Source organism: Faecalibacillus sp., from assembly GCF_047023275.1.
Classification (GTDB): domain Bacteria; phylum Bacillota_I; class Bacilli_A; order Erysipelotrichales; family Coprobacillaceae; genus Faecalibacillus.
Map to the genome: position 1 here is coordinate 42,778 of NZ_JBKYAR010000008.1, position 23,848 is coordinate 66,625.

23 protein-coding genes, 2 pseudogenes and 1 other annotated feature are annotated in these 23,848 nt (G+C 28.1%); of the genes and pseudogenes, 5 read left to right on the forward strand and 20 right to left on the reverse strand.

All coding sequences use genetic code 11. From position 1 onward, the window contains the following. Positions 1–36: 36 nt before the first annotated feature. Both ACLVEP_RS04050 and ACLVEP_RS04055 read right to left on the reverse strand, forming a co-directional pair. Complete coding sequence (locus tag ACLVEP_RS04050; protein ID WP_412583003.1) at positions 37–960, reverse strand: DUF6591 domain-containing protein; 924 nt, start codon at positions 958–960, stop codon at positions 37–39. Then, complete coding sequence (locus ACLVEP_RS04055) at positions 957–1,280, reverse strand: MerR family DNA-binding transcriptional regulator (protein WP_227352297.1); 324 nt, start codon at positions 1,278–1,280, stop codon at positions 957–959. Before ACLVEP_RS04055 ends, ACLVEP_RS04050 begins: the two co-directional genes overlap by 4 nt. A 196-nt stretch (positions 1,281–1,476) precedes the next feature. On the opposite strand from ACLVEP_RS04055, the gene ACLVEP_RS04060 reads away from it, so the two are divergent. Next, a complete protein-coding gene (locus ACLVEP_RS04060; protein WP_227352298.1) occupies positions 1,477–2,130 on the forward strand; it encodes an EcsC family protein in 654 nt (217 codons plus the stop codon). A gap of 86 nt (positions 2,131–2,216) precedes the next feature. Here the strand turns inward: ACLVEP_RS04060 and ACLVEP_RS04065 are convergent. From ACLVEP_RS04065 to ACLVEP_RS04100, 8 genes and pseudogenes are all read right to left on the reverse strand, one after another. Next, positions 2,217–2,381, reverse strand: a pseudogene (locus ACLVEP_RS04065) (amino acid--tRNA ligase-related protein); the annotation flags it as partial. A 232-nt stretch (positions 2,382–2,613) separates the two neighbouring features. Further along, positions 2,614–4,071 (reverse strand): PDDEXK nuclease domain-containing protein, encoded by a 1,458-nt coding sequence (locus tag ACLVEP_RS04070; RefSeq protein ID WP_412583005.1) that lies wholly within the window; start codon positions 4,069–4,071, stop codon positions 2,614–2,616. A 24-nt stretch (positions 4,072–4,095) separates the two neighbouring features. After that, positions 4,096–4,938 (reverse strand): MerR family transcriptional regulator, encoded by an 843-nt coding sequence (locus ACLVEP_RS04075; RefSeq protein ID WP_331873208.1) that lies wholly within the window; start codon positions 4,936–4,938, stop codon positions 4,096–4,098. A 525-nt stretch (positions 4,939–5,463) separates the two neighbouring features. Then, on the reverse strand, positions 5,464–6,954 hold the full coding sequence (lysS, locus tag ACLVEP_RS04080) for a lysine--tRNA ligase (RefSeq protein WP_032091192.1): 1,491 nt from the start codon (positions 6,952–6,954) through the stop codon (positions 5,464–5,466). 33 nt (positions 6,955–6,987) lie between these two features. Continuing rightward, positions 6,988–7,220 (reverse strand) — a binding site (T-box leader). Positions 7,221–7,310: 90 nt separating this feature from the next. Continuing rightward, positions 7,311–8,179 (reverse strand): annotated as a pseudogene (locus ACLVEP_RS04085) (aldo/keto reductase). A 117-nt stretch (positions 8,180–8,296) separates the two neighbouring features. Then, positions 8,297–8,668 carry a DUF6465 family protein gene (locus ACLVEP_RS04090; RefSeq protein WP_412583007.1) on the reverse strand — a complete coding sequence of 124 codons (372 nt, stop codon included), beginning with the start codon at positions 8,666–8,668 and terminating at the stop codon, positions 8,297–8,299. A gap of 203 nt (positions 8,669–8,871) precedes the next feature. Continuing rightward, the gene (locus ACLVEP_RS04095; protein WP_412583009.1) at positions 8,872–10,443 is read right to left on the reverse strand and encodes a hypothetical protein; all 1,572 of its coding nucleotides are present in this window, start codon (positions 10,441–10,443) and stop codon (positions 8,872–8,874) included. Between the two features lies 1 nt (position 10,444). Further along, on the reverse strand, positions 10,445–12,538 hold the full coding sequence (locus ACLVEP_RS04100; protein ID WP_412583010.1) for an efflux RND transporter permease subunit: 2,094 nt from the start codon (positions 12,536–12,538) through the stop codon (positions 10,445–10,447). A gap of 153 nt (positions 12,539–12,691) precedes the next feature. Between ACLVEP_RS04100 and ACLVEP_RS04105 the strand changes: the two genes are divergently transcribed. Then, complete coding sequence (locus tag ACLVEP_RS04105; RefSeq protein WP_412583012.1) at positions 12,692–13,309, forward strand: TetR/AcrR family transcriptional regulator; 618 nt, start codon at positions 12,692–12,694, stop codon at positions 13,307–13,309. A gap of 11 nt (positions 13,310–13,320) precedes the next feature. Here the strand turns inward: ACLVEP_RS04105 and ACLVEP_RS04110 are convergent, their stop codons facing one another. The 5 genes from ACLVEP_RS04110 to ACLVEP_RS04130 form a co-directional block, all read right to left on the reverse strand. Then, positions 13,321–14,160 carry an N-acyl homoserine lactonase family protein gene (locus ACLVEP_RS04110; RefSeq protein WP_412583014.1) on the reverse strand — a complete coding sequence of 280 codons (840 nt, stop codon included), beginning with the start codon at positions 14,158–14,160 and terminating at the stop codon, positions 13,321–13,323. Between the two features lie 10 nt (positions 14,161–14,170). Further along, positions 14,171–14,485 carry a hypothetical protein gene (locus tag ACLVEP_RS04115; protein ID WP_412583016.1) on the reverse strand — a complete coding sequence of 105 codons (315 nt, stop codon included), beginning with the start codon at positions 14,483–14,485 and terminating at the stop codon, positions 14,171–14,173. 1 nt (position 14,486) lies between these two features. Then, entirely contained in the window at positions 14,487–15,257 is a 771-nt protein-coding gene (locus tag ACLVEP_RS04120; RefSeq protein WP_412583018.1) for an SDR family NAD(P)-dependent oxidoreductase, read from the reverse strand. Between the two features lie 97 nt (positions 15,258–15,354). Beyond that, positions 15,355–15,921 carry a TetR/AcrR family transcriptional regulator gene (locus tag ACLVEP_RS04125; RefSeq protein ID WP_412583019.1) on the reverse strand — a complete coding sequence of 189 codons (567 nt, stop codon included), beginning with the start codon at positions 15,919–15,921 and terminating at the stop codon, positions 15,355–15,357. Continuing rightward, entirely contained in the window at positions 15,905–16,789 is an 885-nt protein-coding gene (locus ACLVEP_RS04130) for a LysR family transcriptional regulator (RefSeq protein ID WP_412583021.1), read from the reverse strand. Before ACLVEP_RS04130 ends, ACLVEP_RS04125 begins: the two co-directional genes overlap by 17 nt. A gap of 139 nt (positions 16,790–16,928) precedes the next feature. Between ACLVEP_RS04130 and ACLVEP_RS04135 the strand changes: the two genes are divergently transcribed. Beyond that, positions 16,929–17,783: an aldo/keto reductase gene (locus ACLVEP_RS04135; protein WP_412583023.1), complete on the forward strand. Its 855-nt coding sequence runs from the start codon at positions 16,929–16,931 to the stop codon at positions 17,781–17,783. A gap of 10 nt (positions 17,784–17,793) precedes the next feature. After that, positions 17,794–18,987: an iron-containing alcohol dehydrogenase gene (locus tag ACLVEP_RS04140; protein ID WP_412583025.1), complete on the forward strand. Its 1,194-nt coding sequence runs from the start codon at positions 17,794–17,796 to the stop codon at positions 18,985–18,987. A gap of 12 nt (positions 18,988–18,999) precedes the next feature. Here ACLVEP_RS04140 and ACLVEP_RS04145 read toward each other — a convergent pair whose 3' ends face one another. From ACLVEP_RS04145 to ACLVEP_RS04160, 4 genes are read right to left on the reverse strand one after another with little or no spacing between them, the layout of a single operon-like run. Beyond that, on the reverse strand, positions 19,000–19,860 hold the full coding sequence (locus tag ACLVEP_RS04145; protein WP_412583027.1) for a MurR/RpiR family transcriptional regulator: 861 nt from the start codon (positions 19,858–19,860) through the stop codon (positions 19,000–19,002). Continuing rightward, positions 19,853–21,262 carry an ROK family protein gene (locus ACLVEP_RS04150; protein ID WP_412583029.1) on the reverse strand — a complete coding sequence of 470 codons (1,410 nt, stop codon included), beginning with the start codon at positions 21,260–21,262 and terminating at the stop codon, positions 19,853–19,855. The genes ACLVEP_RS04145 and ACLVEP_RS04150 overlap by 8 nt, the downstream gene beginning before the upstream one ends. Continuing rightward, complete coding sequence (locus ACLVEP_RS04155) at positions 21,262–21,567, reverse strand: PTS sugar transporter subunit IIB (RefSeq protein WP_412583031.1); 306 nt, start codon at positions 21,565–21,567, stop codon at positions 21,262–21,264. Before ACLVEP_RS04155 ends, ACLVEP_RS04150 begins: the two co-directional genes overlap by 1 nt. Before the next feature lie 17 nt (positions 21,568–21,584). Continuing rightward, positions 21,585–21,890, reverse strand: coding sequence for a PTS sugar transporter subunit IIB (locus ACLVEP_RS04160; RefSeq protein WP_412583033.1), 306 nt, complete (start codon positions 21,888–21,890; stop codon positions 21,585–21,587). A gap of 201 nt (positions 21,891–22,091) precedes the next feature. Here ACLVEP_RS04160 and ACLVEP_RS04165 point away from each other — a divergent pair, with 201 nt between their 5' ends. Continuing rightward, positions 22,092–22,751, forward strand: a complete 660-nt coding sequence (locus ACLVEP_RS04165) for an HAD family hydrolase (RefSeq protein ID WP_412583035.1) — start codon at positions 22,092–22,094, stop codon at positions 22,749–22,751. A gap of 8 nt (positions 22,752–22,759) precedes the next feature. Here the strand turns inward: ACLVEP_RS04165 and dusB are convergent, their stop codons facing one another. Beyond that, positions 22,760–23,737, reverse strand: a complete 978-nt coding sequence (gene dusB, locus ACLVEP_RS04170) for a tRNA dihydrouridine synthase DusB (protein WP_412583054.1) — start codon at positions 23,735–23,737, stop codon at positions 22,760–22,762. Positions 23,738–23,848: the final 111 nt, after the last annotated feature.

Below are 23,848 nucleotides of genomic sequence, written 5' to 3' on the forward strand. Positions count from 1 at the left end.
TATACGTAGATAAATTTTCTACGTATATTTTATTTACTAATCTTCTTCGTCTATCTCTTGATCATCATCTGTTGTATCCGTAGTATCTTGATCTTCATTATTTGTACTAGGAGCAGAGATTGTAACATTTAATTCAAAATCATCTTCATCATAACGAATATCAATCTTATACCCTTCACTATTTTTAGCATAATAAAAATCATCATAGCTATCCGCATCCACTGTATAACCCATTTTCTTACATTTTTCAACATAACTATCATAGTCATTTTTAGTTAAACCACATGCAACAAAAGAAAAACTTTTTTTATTATCTATATAATCTTTTTTAATAACTTGTGCTTTAGGTTTAGGTAATTTATCTTTAAATGTTCCTTGTGTCCAATAGATAGCTTTTTCAGTCTTTTCATCTTCTGTATATTCTTTTGATTTATAATCATAATAGACTGTATGTATTTTATCGTTACTTATATATTCTATAGTTGCTGTAGATGGATTAGCTAAATTAATATAACTTGCATCTTGTAAATAATATATACCACTATAGTAATAAACTCTTTGATTTTTTACTGTTTTATTTTTATTTACAATTCTATTAGATTCTGCATAAAATTCAATTTTTTTATTTTTTATTTCTTCCATGCCTTCATCATCTGCATTTACTACATCTTTTATATGTTTATAAAATTTTTCTTTATCTTCTTCTTTTAAATCATCTTTTTCTTCAAAAGTTAATTCAAAATGTGTAATCGTATAAGGCGTATTATTTTTATAATCTAGCAATGCATATCGATCACCATCTACAATTCCTTGTCTAACTTTCCAATCTATATCTTCTATATTAATTTTTGATTGTTCTTCCAAATCACTATTCGTATTATTTTTCTTATTATTAGAACTACATCCACCTATTATAACAATCATACATATTAAAATTATGCACTTTATTCCTCTTTTCATTTTTCATATCCTCCAAAATATTTCTTTTTAATATATATTGATAACTCCAACTTTGCTTCTAGCTGTTCTACTTTCTCATCAATCATTTGTAATATCTCATTATTGGTTTTTGAATTAAAGCTTTGTATTTCTAATATACTAAATCCTATAGATTGGAAGTCTTTTATTTCTATGTAATCATTCAACTGTTTTTCATCATAAAATCTATATCCTGATTTTGTATCTATGATAGAAGGCTTTAAGATTCCTATTTGATCATAATATCTAAGAGTATAAACACTACAGTTACAAAGTTTGGAAAATTCCCTAATTTTTAACAACTATTCTATCACCTCTAATTTTAGTTTATCATTCTAGCTAACTAGAGGGTAAAGCCTAAACAACACCTCTTTGTTATCTACATTTAAAATTTATCATTAATTATTTACAAATATTAAAGGCAAAAACATAGAAATATTTAGCGTTCTTAAATTATTATGTTATCATTTAATTAACATTTATATAGAGGGTGAATTTATGGACACAAAAAAAACAAATCAAATCGTTACGCAAGAAGATATTATGAATCTATTAGACTCTTGTTATGAAAAATGTTTAAATGGAATTCCTGCAATTAGTGTAAGTGTGGATAAAATGGCTGCTGATTACCAAAAAAAGCACAAGAATAAAGAAGAAGCTTGTAAAGCTATGCTACATAATCAAATTATTAAATGTACTACATCTGGTGCACTAACTGGGCTTGGTGGATTTATAACGCTTCCTGTTGCAATCCCAGCAAATGTTGGAAGTGTCATATACGTTCAAATGCGCATGATTGCCTGCGTTGCATATATGGCTGGTTATGATTTAGATTGTGATCAAACACAAACATTTGTTTATGCCTGTCTTGCAGGTGTAGCAATAAATAGCGTTGTTAAAAAAGCAGGTATAAAAATCGGAGTTAAAGTATCAACGAACATAATAAAAAAAATCCCAGGAACCGTATTAACAAAAATCAACCAAAAAGTAGGATTTCGATTACTTACAAAATTTGGAACTACAGGTGTTGTTAATTTAGGTAAGCTAATACCTGGTATTGGCGCCGTTGTAGGTGGTGGACTTGATTTATTTGAAACAAAAATTATTGCTGATAGAGCCTATGCTTGGTTCATGAAAGGAAATTTATCATAATAATCAACACATCAAATTAAAAAACACCGATATTCCCTGATTTATCTAGGTTTTATCGGTGTTTTTTGAATTTCTATATATTCAAATTATTTGTTTCTTGGTTTCATTTGAGGGAAGAGTATAACTTCTTGAATAGATTCTTGTCCAGTTAATAACATAACTAATCTATCAATACCCATACCCATTCCACCTGTTGGTGGCAAACCATACTCTAAGGCTTCAACATAATCTAAGTCCATTTCTTCTATATCATGTCTACATTGTGTATTTATACACAATATATTAAGGCGCTATATAACAACATTTTTGATTTATTTCTTATGATAACCTGAACAAATAAGAAAAGTGTGGCCAAATTAATGGCCACTACCATTTATCAGTGAATTTTATAATTACTACCATACTTCTTTTCGTAATACCGTTTTTTCTACCGTTCTTCTACCATATTTTTCTTAAAAATACCATTTTACTACCACACTTATTCTATTTGTTTTCCTGCTGTTGAAGATAAAATATCGCCTTTTGACTTTCAATTTCTGCTTTTAGTTCTTCTTTTGTTGGTAAGTATAATTTATATTTTGAAGCAAATAACTGTTCATTGCCATGCATAACAGAATAACGAGCAATATCATCATCTGTATCTGAGCAAAGGACAATCCCTATTGTTGGATTATCACCCTCACTTCGTTTTAATTCATCATACATTCGAATATACATATCCATTTGTCCCACATCTTGATGTGTTATTTTCTCAGTTTTCAAATCAATAAGAACGAAGCATTTTAAGATGTAATTATAGAACACAAGATCTATATAATAATCTTGCTTTTCTGTATGAATATGTTGTTGTCTTGCTACAAAAGCATATCCCTTTCCAAGTTCCATTAAGAACTTTTGCAAATTAGAAAGAATACTTTTTTCAAGATCACTTTCTGTAAAATCTGTATCTTGAGAAAATCCTAAAAACTCTGCAACCACTGGATTTTTGATAAACTCTAACTTATCATTTTGATACTTTGATGTGAGTTCTTTCATTTCACTTTCTACAAGTTCCTTTTTTTGAGTATGAAGCATACGATAATAATATTGAGAAGAAATGTTTCTTTGCAAAGTACGAACACTCCATGTTTGTTCTATAGCTTCCTTTTCATACCAATTACGAGCTTCAGAATCTTTAACCTGTAATAAAGTTCTATAATGTGACCACGAAAGTAAAGTACCAGATTGTCGACACACTGTGTCGACAATCTTTGGAAAGGTTTTATAAAATTTTAAACAATGATATAGATTGCTTCTATCATAGCCTTTTCCATATCTTTTTGTTAGTTCTTTAGAAATTTCATTTATTACTTCTACTCCATACTCAGAACGCTCATCTCCACCTAATTCTTCCTCTGCAATTCGATATCCAATGAGCCAATTTCTTTGAACAAGTGCAATATTAACTACCTGATATGCTGCTTTTTGTGAAGATTCAATAATTCCACACATATCATTTAAGATATCATCTGTTTTAATAAAATTATCCATAAAACTATTTTGTACGTTTTTTTCTAATTTATTATTCATGTTCATTGCTCCTTTATATTTTATTTTAAAATTGCAATTTATTATAAATATAATAACACATAAAAGAGATATACGATTCAAAAAGATTATAGTTTTGAAAGATAAAACAATTCCTTCTTTTCTTAGATTTGCTTTTTCCTTTTCTGATAAAAGAAGTAAATCTTTTTGATTAAGAAGAATTTGTCCATGAGTTGCTTCATCAATCGTTGACAAGATATTAACCAGTGTTGTTTTCCCTGAACCAGAGGTTCCCATGATACAAATAAAATCTCCCTTTTCTACTTCAAAATTTAATCCATTTAAATCTACCTTTGGATGAATACCATAAGGATTATATACTTTCTTTAAATTTCTAATTTCCATGTAACTCATAATTTTGATTTCTTTTCTATTTTGTCACTTTTTTAAAATATTCTTATATTCATTTTTTAATTCTAATAATTGTTCCTTTATTGTTGGAACATCTTCATTTTTCGTAACTTTTGAAGATTCCATATATTCTTTAATAATATTATTTTGTATTTCTAAATGATATTGCTTTTGCCACTTAGAAAAGTTTTTATTGATAGAATAATAAGCTTCTATATATTCTTTTTTCTCTTCAAAGAGTTTAATAAGTTCCATCGGATCATTGATAGTACAATCCAATGATTTTAAGTATTTAAAGAAACGCACTACTTGGTTATTGTTCATTATTTGAATGGAATAAGTATCGTATATAGTATTAATATCAAGACAAATAAAATATAGATTATATATAATAAAATACTTATCTTTTTCACCTTTTGAACAACATAATGAAATATCAACAGATTGAACATCATCGACATTTATTTCATTTTTCCCATATTTCATCTTTTCCTTAAAATAACTAAAACGAATATAATCTTCCTCTAATTCAATTCCATTGTTACCAATTTCCACTTTTGTTCTTTTTGTATATTCTTTAATTTTTTCTTCTATTTTTTTTATCTTATCTTTTTCATTTTTTAAATAATTTTGTTTAGTATCAAGACAACTTCTTATTGACAGTTTTCCTGAAAGAATAAGCTTTATCTCATCGATAGAAATTTCAAAAGAACGTAACAATAAAATAACTTGAAGGATTTCTATGTCATTTTGAGTATATTGTCGATAATTATTTTTATCCCTTATAGGATTAATCAATCCTTCTTTTTCATAATAAATCAATGCTTGTTTAGTAATACCTAATTGTTCTTCTACATCATGTGTTTTCATAATTAAATCTTCCTTCCTTTGTCTTCATTAAACACTATATGCTAGGAATATAGTCAACATTTTTTTAAGTGAAAGACCATCTTTCTCATGATTGTAACTAAACAAAAAATTTTATTTTTAGATTTTCTTGAAATTACAAACTGTTATCTAATTACTATAAATTTTAATTTATGTGAAAAGTGGTCTTTTATTTTTTTTAATATTAAAATGAAGTTGTCATTAAAAAATTTTTTTCTTTATTAAATAATATCACTTTGATACGAATCATATATATTTTTTATCGAACATACCAAGTAACGTAACTGTCCACATTTTTTATCAAAAAAGTTGGTCATTTTGAGGCCATTTACCCTAATTTTAATGTTTATTTACTTCTTTTAAGCAATAAAAAAAACACATCTAATCAATGATTTTTATACCTAATATAAGTATTATTTTAAGTATATTTATCATTAATAAATGTGTCTTACTTTTATGTATCAAACACAAATTCAAAATCTAAAAAGCGTTGATTTTATCGATGTTTTATTTGTTTCTTGGCTTCATTTGAGGGAATAAGATAACTTCTTGAATAGATTCTTGTCCTGTTAATAACATAACTAATCTATCAATACCCATACCCATTCCACCTGTTGGTGGTAAACCATATTCTAGAGCTTCTACGTAATCTAAATCCATTTCGTTTGCTTCGTCATTTCCTAATTCTTTTTCTTTTAATTGATCAGCAAATCTTTCATATTGATCGATTGGATCATTTAATTCAGTAAATGCGTTAGCATATTCGTTTCCACAGATGAATAATTCAAAACGTTGTGTGAAACGTGGATCTTCTAAGTTCTTTTTAGCAAGTGGTGAGATTTCAATTGGATGACCATATACAAATGTTGGTTCAACAATTGTTTCTTCTACATATTTTTCAAAGAATTCATTGATAATATGTCCATAACCAAAATGAGCTTCTACTTCAATACCATGTTCTTCAGCTAATTTTTTAGCATCTTCAAATGACATATGTTCATTGAAATCAATACCCGTTTTTTCTTTAATAGCTTCTGTCATAGAAACACGTTTAAATCCTGGAGCTAAAGAAATATGATGTCCTTTATAATCTAATTCATAAGTTCCATTAACTTCCATAGCAGCATTAGAAATAATACCTTCAGTTAAATCCATCATACCTTCAAGATCACTAAATGCTTTATAAACTTCAATAGTAGTAAATTCAGGGTTATGAGTTCTATCCATACCTTCATTTCTGAATAAACGCCCAATTTCATAAACAGCATCCATACCACCAACAATTAATCTCTTTAAAGATAATTCAGTAGCAATACGTAAATAGAAATCAGTATCTAATGTATTATGATGTGTAACGAATGGTCTTGCAGCTGCTCCACCTAAGATTGGATTTAATACAGGTGTTTCAACTTCTACATAGTTTTTACTATCTAAATAATGTTGAATTGAACGGATGATTCTTGGTCTTGTAAACGCAATTTTTTTAGCATCTTCATTCATGATTAAGTCAACATATCTTCTTCTATATCTTTCTTCAATATCACTTAAACCATGGAATTTTTCTGGTAAAGGACGTAATGCTTTTGTTAAATGTGTATATTCACTTACTTTAATTGAACATTCTCCAGTATTTGTCATAAATACTGTACCTTTAACCCCAATAATATCTCCAATATCACCTTTTTTAACGATTTCATAAGCATCTTCACCAATAGTATCTTTTCTTACATATAATTGGATTTGTCCATCTCTATCTTGAATATGCATGAAACATACTTTACCTTTACGACGTTTAGTCATAATTCTACCAGCTACAGATACTTCAACAGCCATTTCTTCTAATTCTTCATGAGTTTTTTCACCATATTGTTCTTTAATACCTTTTGAATAAGCAGTTACATCAAATCTTTGACCAAAAGGATCAATCCCTTTATCAATAAGTTCTTGCATTTTTTCTCTACGAACAAGTTCTTGTTCACTAAACTTTCTTTCTTCCATAATTTCCTCCTAAAATATAAAAAACTCTCCATCCCATGGGACGAGAGCTAAATCGTGTTACCACCCAAATTCATTAATAGGTCACCCTATTAACCTCAATAACTATCTATTAATAGTCTTGCCTATAACGTGGCTTACGTCATCTTATCAAAACATCCAAGATGCAGCTCCTAGTCTTTATTCATAATAGTTTCATTATCTTTTCCACCAACCAAGACTCTCTTTGAATGAAGGGCTATTATTACTTATCTATTCATTGCCTTTATTTCTACTTCGTTATCTTAACTTAATTCAAATTTATTGTCAATATAAGCGATAAAATTAGTTTTAATAATGAAAAAATGCACATAAGTGCATTAATCATGAATCTTATTATTTAAAACCATTCTTACAAAATCAGGTTCAAAATGTTTAGCTCTTGATCCTGAATATCCCATATCTAATGATGAAATTTGTTTCATTTCTTCTTCATTTAATTCAAAATCAAAGATATCTATATTTTCTTTTATTCTTTCTACATGTGTTGATTTTGGAATAACAACAACTCCTCTTTGTACATTCCATCTTAGAATTACTTGTCCTACAGACTTATTATATTTAGCTGCAATTCCTTTTAACATTTCATCTTCAAATGGATTATATCTTCCTCCACCTAGTGGTGCCCATGCTTCTGGAATAACATCATAATATTTCATTGTTTCTAATGCTTTTTCTTGTGTATAGTATGGATGAAGTTCTACTTGGTTAACTGTTGGTTTTACTTTAACAACTTCACAGAAGTTTGTAAGTATATTTGGATAGAAGTTAGAAACACCAATTGCTTTTAATTTACCTTCTTGATAAGCAGTTTCCATGGCTCTCCAAGCACTGAAATAATCACCACAAGCTTGATGTAATAAATATAAATCAAAATATTCTAAACCACTTTTTTCTAAAGAAGCTTCAATTCCTTTTTGGGCACTTTCGTAATCCATCATATCTTGTACCCATAATTTAGAAGTAATAAATAAATCTTCTCTTGTACAAAGACCATCAGCAATTGCTCTTTTTACAGCAGCTCCACAGCATCTTCATTATAATAAGCAGCAGCTGTATCAATTAAACGATATCCCGCTTTAATTGCTTGATAAACTGATTCTTCACATTCTTTTTTATCTAGTACTCTAAAAACACCAAAACCTACCATTGGCATTTTTAAACCATTATTTAATGTAACATATTCCATTATATGATCCCCCTTTTGCTTATATTTTAAATCATCTATATAAATCTTCAAATACTTATTAACTATCATCTATCATACATTTAAAGCATAAAAAAAGAACCTCTCGGTTCTCCTCTATTATTTTTTAGTAGTTTTTTTAGCAGTTGTTGCTTTTTTAACAACTGGTTTAGCTTCTTTAGCAGCTACAGCTTTAGCTGGTGCTTTTGCTACAGGAGCTTTTTTAGCTGGTGCTTTTTTTGCAGCTGGTTTTTTAACAACTACTGGATATTCAGGCATAGCATTAACATCTAATTCACCTTTTAATTCAGAACCATCTTTTTTAATTGCTACAAAGAAAACTTTAGCAGTTTCAGGTAAGTAATAAATATTTAAAGTTTCAACTTCTGTTGTTTTTACACCTTGTTCTTTTAAAGTTTCTTTAACGTATTTATCTAAATCACCATCTTTAACATTTTTTTCTTGGTATTGTACTTCGATCATTGTTTTCATATTCTCTCACTTCAAAACCTCAGTTTTTACTTCCTCCTTGGTAAGTATTCTATACTATTTTTTTTATTTGTAAAGTGTTTTTCTTAAGAAAAAGCGCATGAAATCAACATTTTTCTCTAATCACTTATCATAATAATAAAATATTGTTTTATCTTCAAACCTTTTATCTTAATTTGTAAAAAAATAGAATTGGAAACCCAATTCTATTTCTTAGATTTTGAATCAATAATCATGATAAATTTAGTTTTAGCTTCTACACCATCTTTACTATCTGCAAATGTTTTATAATCATTAGCTAAATCAACAAGTTTTTGTGTTGTATCTACATCTTTTTTCACTGTATCATTTAAAACACTAGAAATCTTATCTAAACCTTTACTTTTAAATAAAGTTAAACCATCAACTAAAGCATCACTACCTTGAGCTAATTGATTTGATGCCGTTTTTAATTGACTACTTGCTTGTACTAAAGTATTAGATCCATCACTTAATGAAGATAATCCTTCACTTAATTGTTTAGAACCATCAACAGCACTCTTAGCTCCTTCTTTTAATTGAGCAACTCCACCTGTATAACTTTGTAATCCTTGATAGAATTTGTTATATGAATCTAATTGTGCTAAAGCTGTTTTGATTGATGGTTGATTTTCTGCTGGTAATTTTGCCATTAAACCATTTAAAACTGTTTGATAATTATCAATTGTCAATTCAATAGACATTCCTGTAGCAGCCAATTGATTATTAATTTGTGTTTGTGTTGTTGTTAATAAAGTATTAAATACTTGTTTTGCTCCACCAACTAATGTTGCACTTTGTCCATCTAAAGTAATTAATCCATTATAAAGTGTTTCGATACCTGTTGTTAATTTTTGTGATCCTACAAAAGCAGAAGCTGCACCTGTTTTTAAAGATTCTACGCCTTGATCAAATTCACTGTATTTAGAAGCATATTGTTTTAAGCCTGATTGTAATGTTTGCCCACCAGCAATAATTTGATCAAATGATGAATTTAATGTATCTACACTATCATAAACATCATTTAAATCATCAAAATTAATATCTGTTTCAGATAATAATGATGGTGTTGCTACTGACATTAAACTATTTAATTTAAACTTTGTTGTATCATATTTAATTGTTACAGAATTTAATTTTTCTAAATCTTTATTATTATCATAGTTCTTTGATAATCCTGGAGCAGCAATTGCCATAATGATATTAGAAGAACCATTACTAATTACTTTACCATTTGTAACTTCAATATTAGAATTTGTTTTTGTTGGTAACATTGTTCCTGTTGTAACGACAAAAGGAACATAAAGTTCTTTACCATCAACAGTTTGTTTTTCATTATTTGTATAAACAATTTGAATTTCTACTTTACCCTTTTTACCAAGCATATCTTTTAACTTCGTTTTCTTACCATCCAATTTATAAGTTACTTTCATTGAAACAGGTAATGAATTTGTTGTTTTACCTTGGTAATAAATATCTTGTCCATCTGTTGTTTGCCATACCAAACTAGAACCATCTTGTTTAAATGTTTCTTTACCATTAACATTTTTAATATTTTTTAATGATGATTCATCATCTAATGATGTTTCATTTTGATCATTGATAAGATGTTCAGAAACAACTGTTGTTTTTTCTGAACCATTTGTTTTTAACTTACTATAAACTGTTTCTTCTTTTGAATAGGCAAAGGCAGGAACAATTGAGCTCATGACCATTGTCATTACAACTGCTGAAGAAGTGATTAATTTTGCTTTTTTCATCTTAACATTCCCCTTTTACATTATTTTTTAATTGTTTAAAACCGATAGAAGTATGAATAATAACTTTATCAAATACAAGTAAGATTGCTGGAATAACACAAATAACAATAAACATTGAAATAAGTGCTCCTCTTGACATTAAATTACATAATGATCCAATCATATTCAATTTAGAAATCATTCCTACTCCAAATGTTGCTGCAAAGAATGACATTCCAGAAACAAAGATTGAACCTGCAGAATTACTAATTGCATTATCCATTGCTTTAATCTTATCAATACCATTTTTTCTATTTTCCAAATATTTTGTTGTAAGTAAAATAGCATAATCAATTGTTGCTCCAAGTTGAATTGTTCCAATAACAATAGAGGCAACAAATGGTAAAACATCACATGTATAATAGCTGATTGCCATATTGATAAAGATAGCAAGTTCAATTCCAGAAACTAACAATACTGGAAGTGAAACCGATTTTAAAACAAATAACATAATGACAAAGATAATTCCAATAGATGCAATACTTACATTCTTAAAGTCTTCATCTGCTATATTAACCAAATCCTTCATGCATGGACCTTCCCCTGCCATTATAGCATTTTTATCATACTTTTTGATAATATGATCAATTTTATCAATCACTTTATTTAATTTATTGGTTGCAATCTCTTCAGTAGAATTGACAAATATCATTTTATAACGATCACTTTCAAAGATATCTTTTACATCATCCGGGATCATTTCATCAGGAATTGCTAGATTTGATAACTCTGATGGTGATAAAACAAGATTAACAGATTCAACATTTTCTATTTCATCAACCATTTTATTTAAATCATTATCTTTAATATCTTTATTTACTAAAATAACTTGTGAAGCAACTAAATCAAATTCATCACTTAATTCACTATTAGCGACACAACTTTTTAAATCTTGTGGTAAATCTTTTGTTAAATTGTAATAGCTTTTAACATGTGCATTTCCATAATAAGCTGGATAAGCAACAATTAATGCGACTAATAAAATAATTTTATAATGTTTAACAACAAAATTTTTAACAACATTAAATGATGGAATAATTGGTTTATGTTTTGTCTTAAAGACAAGTTTATCAAACACTAATAAAAATGCTAGGAAAATTGTAACTGTTGAAAGAACCCCAATAAAGACACCTTTTGCCATTACAATACCAATATCTGAACCTAATGTTAATTGCATTGTACATAACGCTAAAAATCCAGCAATAGTTGTAAGTGAGCTTCCTGCAATAGAAACAAGTGTATCACCAATGGCTAATGTCATAGCTTCATCATTTGTCTTTACTTTCAATTTAGCTTGTTCATATTTATGATATAAGAAAATTGAAAAGTCTGTTGTAACTCCTAATTGTAAAACAGCAGCAATGGCTTTTGTAATATATGAAATTTGACCTAAGAAAATATTAGATCCCATATTATAAAGAATTGCGAGTCCGATGTTTCCTAATAATAGAAATGGAACAACATAACTATCTAACGATGCCATTAAAACAATTAAAACTAAAATAACAGCAACAATAACATAAGTAATAATTTCACTATCAGCAACAATACTTGTATCTAAAGTAGAAGCTGACATTCCACCAATTCGAACAACTTCATCACTGGTGATTTCTCTCATTTGCGTAATTGCATCAATGGCTACTGTACTATCTTTAAAAGTAACCAACATCAATTCACTATTACCTTTTTTAAACTGTTTTGTTACATCACTTGGTAACATTTCTTTAGGAATCGTTGTTCCAATCATATCATTGGCTGATACAACTTTGACAACTCCCTCAATATCTTTATATTTTTCTTCTAAATCTAAGACATCTTTTGATGACATATTTTCGACAACACACATTGCAAAAGATCCCATATCAAAATCCTTAGCTAATATATCTTGTCCTTTCATTGTATCAATATCTTCTGGTAAATAAACAAGAATATCGTAATTGATATCTGTATTGATGTATCCAAATAATGATGGAATACATAGAAGAATTGATGCAATAACAATTAGTATTCTATGTTTTACAACAAATTTACCAATTGCTTCTCCTAGCTTTTTCATAGTTCACCCTCCTAAATGACCTTTGGTCAGTTATGATAGTAGCACTAAAATGACCATTGGTCAATATACAAATGACTAAAAGTCATTTTTTTATATTTTTATTTGACTTTTCAAATTTTAGAACATAAAATATTTCTAAAAGGATGTGTTAAAATGGCAATTCAAGATATAAAATCAAAGATAAATGATAATAAACAAGAAAAAGAACGTAAGCTTTTAAATACCGCTTTACATTTATTTACTGAAAAAGGAATTAAAAAAACATCTATTCAAGATATTGTTCATGAAGCAGGAATTGCTAAAGGAACTTTTTATTTGTATTTTAAAGATAAATATGAACTTCAAGATGTTTTACTTGCAAAGACTTCTCATGAATTTTTTGCAAATGCTTGTAAAAAAGCCAATCAACATCACTTTGATCGTTTAGATGATAAAATTGTTTTTATTATTGATTCTATTATTAATGAATTAATTGATCGTCCTAACATTCTTAAGTTTATTCAAAAGAACTTGTCTTTAGGACTTTATAGTGAAAAATTAACTGATTTATTAGACAGTGAAGAATTAGGAATTAAGGAATTATTTGTAAGAGAAGTAAAAGAAAAGGATATTCCTTTAGAATATCCTGAAATGACTTTATTTATGATTATTGAACTTGTCAGTTCAACTGTTTTTACTTCAATTGTTGAAAAACAACCACTTCCAATAGATGAATTTAAACCTCATCTCTATAAAACAATCCGTTTACTTATTAATGAAAAGATAGATTAATTTCTATCTTTTTATATAACAATTATTTTTTGATTTGTCTTTTCATGATTAGCTAATGATGCTACACATAAGTCGTTTTCACTCATTTCCTTAATCCATTTTAAAGACTTCATTTGATCTTTTCTATTAGCTGCCACACCTGAGGGAATAAGTTTCTCCCATGATTTTCTCGCATAACCACCATCAGAATATAATAAGACATACTTCCCTTCATCATTAGTAATCTTTACAGCAAATAGTCCATCACTATGACCTGGAATATTTATTAATTCTATACTATGATCATTAAATAAATCATAAGATTTTAAAAAGGGACCTGCTTGATCTTTCCAATCAAATAAATGAATATTTATATCTTTCCACCATTTTTTCTGATAACGAACAAATGAATGCTTTAAAGCAAAATTCATTTCATCTTTTGCAGTCATTATTCTTTTTGCATCCTTCACTTGATTTAATCCATTTGCATGATCACAATCTAAATGTGTTAATAAAACATAATCTAAGTCACTTGTTTTTATATTCATATCTTTTAAATACTCATCAATTGTTTTATCTACAACTCCCTGATTTACAAAATATAATATTGGTGACCCCAATGATTTTATTTGAGCATGGCGATCATATATTCTACAAGGTGACATACTTCTATCCCATCCACAATCCACTAAAATCTTTCCTTTAGGATGTTCTATCAAATAAGAAGATACAGGTAACCACATTCTTTTTGATTTCCTTGTAAAAATTCCTGATGCTTTGATTAAAGAACAATTCTGACCACCAAAAGGAAGTGCTGGACTTACACATACCTTTCCTACTTCAAATATATGTATTTTGATTTTTTTATCCATAAAATATCTCCTATCCAATTACATGTAAAACTATAAAACAAATTAAAGTAATCCCCAGCAGTCTATGAATTTTTCTTCCTTTGCCTTTCATAACAAAAATACCTAACAGTATTTCACTTAATAATACAATCAATATTAAAATTCCACTTATTTTTTTCATAATACTTGCAGTTAAAAAATAATGCATCCCATGCATAATTCCATAAACAATCAATAAACATCCCAATCCTATATGTCCATATAAAAAATATTTTTTTATTTCTTCATCATTTACTAATTTCATCATAAATAAAATAATTATAAATAATATACCTATCTTAACCATTTTACTCTCCTTTATCTATTTTATAAGCCATTTGATTTACTAATTTTCTTGGTAAAATTCTCGCCAGAATATTATAACTATAAGTAACAATTCCATGATACTGAAGACTTTTGCCTTTCATTGTTGCCTTATATCCTGCCTTAGCAACACTTTTAGCCGTTTGAGGAAATAAATGAAACATCTTTGCTTGCTTCATATTCGCATTCTTTTCAAATCCTGTTATCGTTGGACCAGGACACATGACAGTTACGGTTACACCTGTATCTTCCAACTCCTTATTTATAGCTTGTGAAAAAGATAAAACAAAAGCTTTACTTGCATAATACAACGACATATAAGGCCCTGAAGAAAATGCAGCAACAGAAGCTATATTTAAAATTCTACCTTGACCTCTTTCTTTCATTTGTTTAGCAAGATAATATGTTAACTCAACAAGTGTTACCATATTCAATTGCATCAGTTCTTCCTGACTTTTCAAATCTATTTCTATAAAACTTCCTTGTCTGCCAAATCCAGCATTATTCACAAGAACCGAAACCACTAAATTTTCTTTAAGCAACCAGTCATTAATTTCTTTTGCAGCATTTTTTTGAGATAAATCTTTTTGATAAACAATAACTTTTCGAGAATACTTTTCTTCTAATTCTTTTTTTAATTGATCTAATTTTTCCTTATTTCTTGCTACTAAAATCAAATCATAATTTCTAATAAATTCTTTCGCTAATTCTTGTCCTATTCCACTTGAGGCACCAGTAATTAATGCATAACTCATAATCCATTCCTTCTTTCAAATAAAATTCTAAATGTTTTCTTCTATTTATTAGACGACACTTTTATAAAAAGTGTACAAAAAAAGTCATCAAAGATGACTAATTAAAAGTAACAAGAACTTTAGAAATAATTTCACTTATTTCCTCGTAATTTATATTTTTAGGATTTTCTAACCAATAGGAATATGCTGATATTGTGGCAGAAGCAATAACTTCAAGCATAAAATCATTCTTTGAATCATAATCTTTTCTTTGAAAAAGATGATATTTAATAGCTTGCTTCCATTTTTTTATAAAACGGTAATTGGGTTGTTCTATTAGAAATAGTTTAAATATCTTTTTATTTTCTTCTACAAATTGAATTGTTTCTTTATAAAAAAGAAAGTCTTCTTTTGATTGATATTCCCTTTTCATAATTTTTTCATTATTTTGAATTAAAATGTACAAAATTTGATTTTCAATATCAACAAGTAGATCATCTATATTTTGATAATAAGCATAAAATGTACTTCTTGCGACAGATGCCTTTTTACATAATTCTTTTACACTCACTTCATATATTTTCTTGCTTTTAGAAAGATTAAGCAAAGCATTTTGCATAGACATTTGAGAAGCTGTTAAATGTTGTTTTTGAATATCAAGGATTTCTTTATACGGATTTTCCATTTTTATTTTCCTTTATTTGTTCATAAAAAGCTCTTGCTACTCTGCTGAAGGTTGCTTCTTTTTTCCATACCAAAGCATATGATTCTTCTAATGTTGGTTCTAAATACTTAAAACAAATATCTTCATCTAAAGTTTTAGTAAGATGATCATCTGTTGCTAGTAAATAACCTAAATTATTTCTTACTAATTCTAGATTTGATCTATTGATAACATTATATGTTGCTTGAACTTTTAAATCTTTTAAATCAATTTGTGCCCAGTGTGCTAATCTTTCTTGAAGACCTAAACGTTGATGTAAAATAAGTGGCATTGTTTTTAATTCTTGAGGTGTTATTGTATCTAATTTAGAATAAGGACTTTCTTTTTTCATTAAAACACCCCATTTTGTTTTATCATTTAAAGAAAGATAATTAAATTTTGTTGTATCAATAGGTTCTAACATCACTGCAAAATCTAATAAACCATGTTGTAATCTTTCACTAATATCAACAGCATCATTACTATAAAAATGTAATTGAATATTAGGGTATTTTTCAATGAGCATTGCTGTTTCTTTTAAAATCTTTTTCGTTGTTGTTCCACCTAGATAAAGATCACCTGATAGAACATGAGTATTTTGTGACATTTCATCTACTGTTTTTTGAACTAATTCAACGATTTCTTCTGCACGCTTTTTTAATAAAACACCATCTTCTGTAAGTTCTATCTTTCTCTTTCCACGAATAAAAAGTTTTTTACCGATTTGATCTTCTAAATCCATCATTTGTTTAGAAAGTGAAGGTTGTGAAATGTGTAAACTTTCTGCTGCACGTGTAATATTTAATTCTCTAGCGACAGCTAAATAATAACGTAATACTCTTATTTCCATCTGTATCTCCCCCTGATAAAATTTTAACATTCACTATCATTCTTGTAAACTATGATAAACAATAGTTAATAGATATTGGATATTATTTATGATTTGATTTTTAATATAGGTGAAAAATAAATTGTAAAGGAGCTTATTTATGGAAAGAACATTATATAATCAAATCTCTATGCCTGCTATTGGCTATGGCGTTTATCAAATTACTGATCAAGAGTTATGTGAAGAATGTGTTGTTCAAGCCATTCAAAGTGGTTATCGTTTAATTGATACAGCTGCTGCCTATGAAAATGAAGAGGCTGTAGGTCGTGCTATTAAAAGATGTGGTGTGGCTCGTGAAGAATTATTTATTACAACTAAATTATGGGTCACTGATACAAGTTATGAAAAAGTCAAAGAAGCTTTTAATCGTTCATTAAATAAATTAGGTTTGGATTATATTGATCTCTATTTAATTCATCAACCTTATAATGATTACTATGGTGCTTGGCGCGCCATGTGTGAACTTTATCAAGAAGGTAAAGTAAGAGCAATTGGTGTTGATAATTTTAAACAAGATCGTTTAGCTGATTTTTTACGTTTTAATGAGATTAAACCAATGATCAATATGGTGGAATGTAATCCAATGTATCAAAGAGAAGATGATTTACACTATCTTCAAGAAAATGATATTCAAATGATGGCATGGTCACCTTTAGCTTCAGGTAAAGAAAATATTTTAAAAAATGAAACTTTAAAGAAGATTGGTGATAAATATCAAAAATCAATTGCTCAAGTAACTTTACGTTGGCTTTATCAAAGAAATATTATCCCTGTTGTTAAGTCAACAAAACCTACACGTATAAAAGAAAATTTAAATATTTTTGATTTTGAACTTTCTACAGAAGATATGTTAGAAATAGAAAAATTAGATCAAGGACATACATGTTTCCATGAACGTGATACTGCTCAAAAAGTAAATCATTTTTTAGATATCGCTTTTAAATTTAATTTATAAGGAGATTTATATGAGAAATTATACAAAAAATAAACTTCCTAATATTATTTGGGGAAATGAAAGTATAAAACAAACGATTAATGAATTACAATATTATCAAACAAAGAAATGTTTTATTATTTCAGGAAGTCATATTATTCATCATTCATTATCAAAAGAATTATTACAAGATTTAAATGATCATCATATTGAATATGAAATTTTTGATCAAGTCACTCCTGAACCAACGGATATTTTATGTATAGAAATTGCTGGTAAAATTAAAGAATATCAACCTGATTGTATTATTGGTCTAGGTGGAGGAAGTCCAATGGATGCTGCTAAAGCAGCCAGTTTAATTGCTGGAATCGATGAAAAAATTAATGATTTACATGAATATGGAAAAACAGGAACGAAAATGAAAGAAAGCTGGATACGTCCTTGTCCTCTTATTTTAATTCCTACAACTTCAGGTTCAAGTGCTGAAACAACGGCCAGTGCTGTTATTACAAGTACTATTCATCATTTAAAATTCAGTTTTGGTAATCGTCATATTCAAGCAGATTGTGCCATCATTGATCCTTTATTTACTGTAGGTATGCCTCAAAATCCTACAATTTATGGTGGACTAGATGCATTAAGTCATGCTACTGAAAACTTAGTAGGAACTGTTTCAAATGAATATACCAATATCATGATGTTAAAGTGTATTGAAAAAGTATTGAAATGGCTTCCTATTGCGGTTAAAGAGCCCAATAATTTAGAAGCAAGAGAACAACTTTCTTGGGCCTCTCATAACAGTCTTGCTAACGGAGGAATTCCTAATGGTCATGCTGTAGCACATGCTTTAGGTAGTCTTTATCATCTTGTTCATGGGCATGCTTGTGCTCTTGTTTTACCAACAGTTATTCGTCATTTTGCTTTAAGTGCTTCAAATCAAATTAAAGATTTAGCTTTATTAATGGATTTAGATTTAAAAGATGATCCTCAAGAAATAGCTGATGATGTTGCTGATTATCTTGTTCATTTTTATAGAAATTTAGGAATTAAAAATTTACAAGATACTTTTAAAGAAAAACATATTGCAGATAATTTAAAAGAATTTACTTCTAAGATGGTTCCTGCTATTTTAGATGATTTTAAATCTAAGCATTGGTTACCACCTATTCATAATGATCAAGAAAGAATAAATAAAGTTTGTGAAATGATTTATAATGAAAAATAGGAGCGAAAGCTCCTATTCGTTTTTACTTGCACCAGATAGTTGTGCATATTTAATTCTTTTTTCTAAATTATTTTTATAATCTGTTTCAAAATAACAACTATATAATCCATCTAATATATAGAGTAATGATAGTCTTGTAGAGAAATTAGCTAATTTTACATATTTATGTTCATAAGATGGCATAAATATACGATAATTAGGGATTATATTTTTTATTTGATAATCACTAGATGATATCAAAAGTACCGCTGTATTATTTATTTTTAATAAATTGGAAATAAGATCAATATTAATTAACCTACCTTCATATGAAATAATGATTGCTAGATCATCAGGCCCACTTGTTGTTGCTAGCAAACGTTGTTCATATTCATCGACAGGGACTTCAACACGGACCCCTATTTCCTGCATTTGCATTTTAAAACTTTGGGCAAAGAAAATATTATTGGCAGATGTATATACGGTTATATTTTTTGATTTTTGCATTCTAGAAACAACTTTTCGTATTTCATCTGTTTCAAATAAATCGAACGTTGATAGGAGTGTTTGTTCGTAATTTTCTTTGAGTGAACTTAAAACTTGATATTGTGTTTGGTTTTCTTTAAATGGGAAATTATAATCTATGTTTCCTTTTCTTTTTGTATATTCAGTTAAAGAATGTGATAAACGTATTTTAAAGTCATTATAGCCATCGACATCTAACTTATCACATAAACGATAAATCGCTGATGTTGAAACATAACAAGCTTCTGAAAGTTCCTTGATTGACATTGTCATCACACTATCAGGATGTGTCAAAATATATTGAACGACTTTATTTTCACTTTCTGTCACATTTTGAATATTTTCAAGTTTGGTAAACATATTAATCATTGTCATTAACCTCTTCAATACATAATATCAATGTTCCAAGTAACATATATTCCTCTAAATAATAAACTTGTATAATATCAGGAAGGTATTCTTTAGGAATATATTCTTCTACTTCTTGTTTTACATCTTCGATATCAATGATCAAGAAACAAAAGAAAACAATACATTGCGGATCGATGATACTTGTAATCGCTGCAATCGTTTTACTTAAAGCTTCTAATGCCCCTTCTGGTGTTTTATGAAGTTCCAAAACATCCTTAGAGTAATTTAAAGGTAAATATTGTACTTCACCAGAAATATGATGTGCCCCTTTTACTAATTTTCCATTAACCACATTTCCAACCCCACTTAAAGTAATCATTGGTTGAAAAATAAAGGAAACATTTTCATATTCAGGTGACACTGCATAAAAACCTTCAGCAACAGCATTTGCTTCATTTTCAAAAATAAATTTTTGTTTGTACTTAGATACAAAATCCCTTTGAATATCTATTTCTTCTAAACCTTCAACACTTATTGAAACAATTTTATCTTTTTCAATGATTCCTGGTGTTGATAAACCAATAACTTCAATATCAGGATAATGTACTAACATACTATCAATAATATCATAATAATCTTGTAAATAAAGTCTTCTTTTGATAATGATTTTGTTTTCTAATATTTCATTATTTTCATCATATAGACGATATAAAATATGAACACGATGTCTGTTTCTAATTAATGATAAACATAATATTTTCTTGCCACTCTTTTTTAAATTTGCAATGTGTAAAGGTTCTTCTTTTTTTATAGGTTCTTTATTTAATTCTTCTTGATTTTTTTCAATTAAACGAATACATTCCCTTACATCATATTTACCAAAAATAGTAGGTGGTATTTTTAATACAACTTGATTTTTTAATATTTTTCTAACTTCACTGTATAAATAAGATACTTGTGGAGCTAATAAAACCATATCATAATCTTGTGCGATTTGATAAACTTCATGATAACCTCTTGCATCTACTTGCATATTGAGATGTAAAAAGTCTACTGCTTCTGTGAGTTTTGCTGCAAAGTATCCTGTTGTAAGTCCTCCGGAACAAACAAGTAATACTTTTAAACATGACGTTTTATTGATTTGTCTAACTAAGTGCATCATTTCATTAAACAATTCAATAGCATGTTGAAAACTATGAAATTGGAAATGAAGATAAAATTCATTTTCTTTTGTCTTTTTATTAACTAATACATATTCAACAATATCTTGATCATAAAAATTAATATGACCAATAACTTCTGTTCCTTCAATAACAATATTATTTTCTTCATCTTCCTTGATAGAACAATACTTATATTGATGAAAAAGAATCCATTTTTTAAATAATGATGTATAAATCTCTTTTAAATAATTATCCATTATTTAGATTCTTCAACTAATTTGATTGCAAAATCTAATACTTTTCCACCATTCATCATTCCATAGTCACGCATATCAATGACTGCTACAGGTTTATCTGGATATTTACCCTTAACATTATTTAATTCATATCTTACTTGAGGACCAAGTAAAATAACATCTGCATTACTTGCATGTTTATCAATACTTCCAATTGGATAAGCATTGATTTCTAATGACAATCCTTTTGCTTTTGCTGCTTCATTCATTTTGTTCACAAGTAAACTTGTTGACATTCCTGCTGCACATACTAATAAAATATTCATACTTCTCTCTCCTTTTACTATTTAGCTTCTTCAATAGTTTTAATCGCAAAATCTAATACTTTTTCACCATTCATCATTCCATAATCTCTCATATCAATAAGAACGACAGGTTTACCATTAGCTAATGCTTCAATATTTTTCTTTTGTGTTCTTACTTGAGGGCCAAGCATAACAATATCAAAATCATTGATCACTTTTTGAACTTGAGTTGCTGGCACAGCATCAATTGTTGCTTGAACACCTTTTGCCTTTGCTGCTTTATCCATTCTTTGAACAAGCATACTTGTTGACATTCCAGCACAACATACTAATAAAATTTTCATAACTATATTCCTCTCTTTCTTTTTTACACCTTTACTATAACTCACATTTTTTTGCAATGTATTCATTATTCTCATTTAGAAAAAAAATATCAAAGCGCTTTCGATTTATTGCGACTTTTTTGATAATTTATTATTTTTAACTGTTAAAGAAAGAATATGATATATGATTTTGTTAGAATGATAATGTATGGAGGATTTATTATGATAAAAGCGGTTATTTTTGATATGGATGGTTTATTAATTGATAGTGAAATGATTTCTTATAAATGTTATCGAGATTTATTAAAGAGTTATGGTTTTGAGTTTACTTTAAAAGAATATATAAAAGATTATCCTGGTAAACAACTGATTACATCATTAAACTACATTAAAGATCACTATCAACTTAATTATGATATAGAAAAAACAATTGATGTTTTCCATGAATATGAAGCAAAATATATTGAAGAAGATGGTGTTGATTTAAAATCTGGTGCTAAAGAACTTCTTAAATACTTGAAAGAACATCATTATAAAACAATTATTGCAACATCAAGTAGAGAAAAACGTGCACAAAGTTTATTAGAAAAACATCAAGTAATGCAATATATGGATAATATTGTTTATGGTTTCGAAGTTGAACATGGTAAACCAGCTCCTGATATCTTTTTAAAAGCTTGTGAAAAACTTGATGTTTTACCAAATGAAGCACTTGTTTTAGAAGATAGTGAAGCAGGAATTGATAGTGCTTATCAAGCACATATTCCGGTTATTTGTATTCCTGATTTAAAGGAACCTGATGAAGTACATAAAGAAAGAACAGCTTGTTTATTATCTTCATTGGATCAAGTTATTGAATATATTGAAAAAAGCAACGGTTAAGTTGCTTTTTATAATGTATCTAAAAATTGTTCATAATCTTTAAGAATTTTTTCTAATTCTTCATACGTATTTACTTTTGAAAGTTCATTTTTAACAGCAGACGAATTTTTTAAACCTTTGATATACCAAGGAGCATGTCCTCTCATTTGTGACATAGCAATTCTTTCAGGTTCAATCGTCATTAATCTTTGAGCATGTGTTAAGCACCATGCTATTTTTTCTTTATAAGTTGGTTCAGGAATATCTGTTTCATGTTCTAAACTTTCTACAACTTGTTTAATAAGCCATGGATTTCCAAGTGCTGCACGACCAATCATAATCGCATCACAACCTGTTTCTTTCAACATTCTTCTGGCATCTTCTACACTTCTAATATCACCATTTCCAATAACTGGGATATTAACAGCTTCTTTAACAGCTTTGATAATTGACCAATCGGCATGTCCTTCATACATTTGTGAACGTGTTCTTCCATGAACAGCAATTGCGCTTGCACCAGCTTTTTCAATTAATTTAGCTACTTCTACAGCATTGATATGTTCTTTATCAAAACCACTTCTAATTTTAACAGTTACTGGTTTACTTACATTTTTTACAATATTACTTACAATATCATAAATCAATTGAGGATTTTGAAGAAGTTTACTTCCCGCATTTGCCTTTAAAACTTTATTTACAGGACAACCACAGTTAATATCAATAATGTCACAATTAGAATGTTGATCAATAAACTTCGCAGCCTGTACCATACTTTCTACTTCTCCACCAAATAATTGAATACTCACAGGATGTTCTCCTTCATCTACTTGTAACATTTCAATTGTTTTTTGGTTTCCATAACAAATTGCTTTATCACTTACCATTTCAGAATAAACAAGACCTGCGCCAAATTCTTTCACAATTTTACGAAAAGCCATATTTGTAATACCAGCCATTGGTGCCATAATTACGGGATTTTTGATTTCTATTTCTCTAATTTTCAAAATTTAATTCCTCCTGTATATAATTTAAACAATTGTACATAATATAAACAGATAACTTATATATTCCCTCTATTTTCCTCCCCCAAATAGATATAAGTTATCTTAATAAAGAGT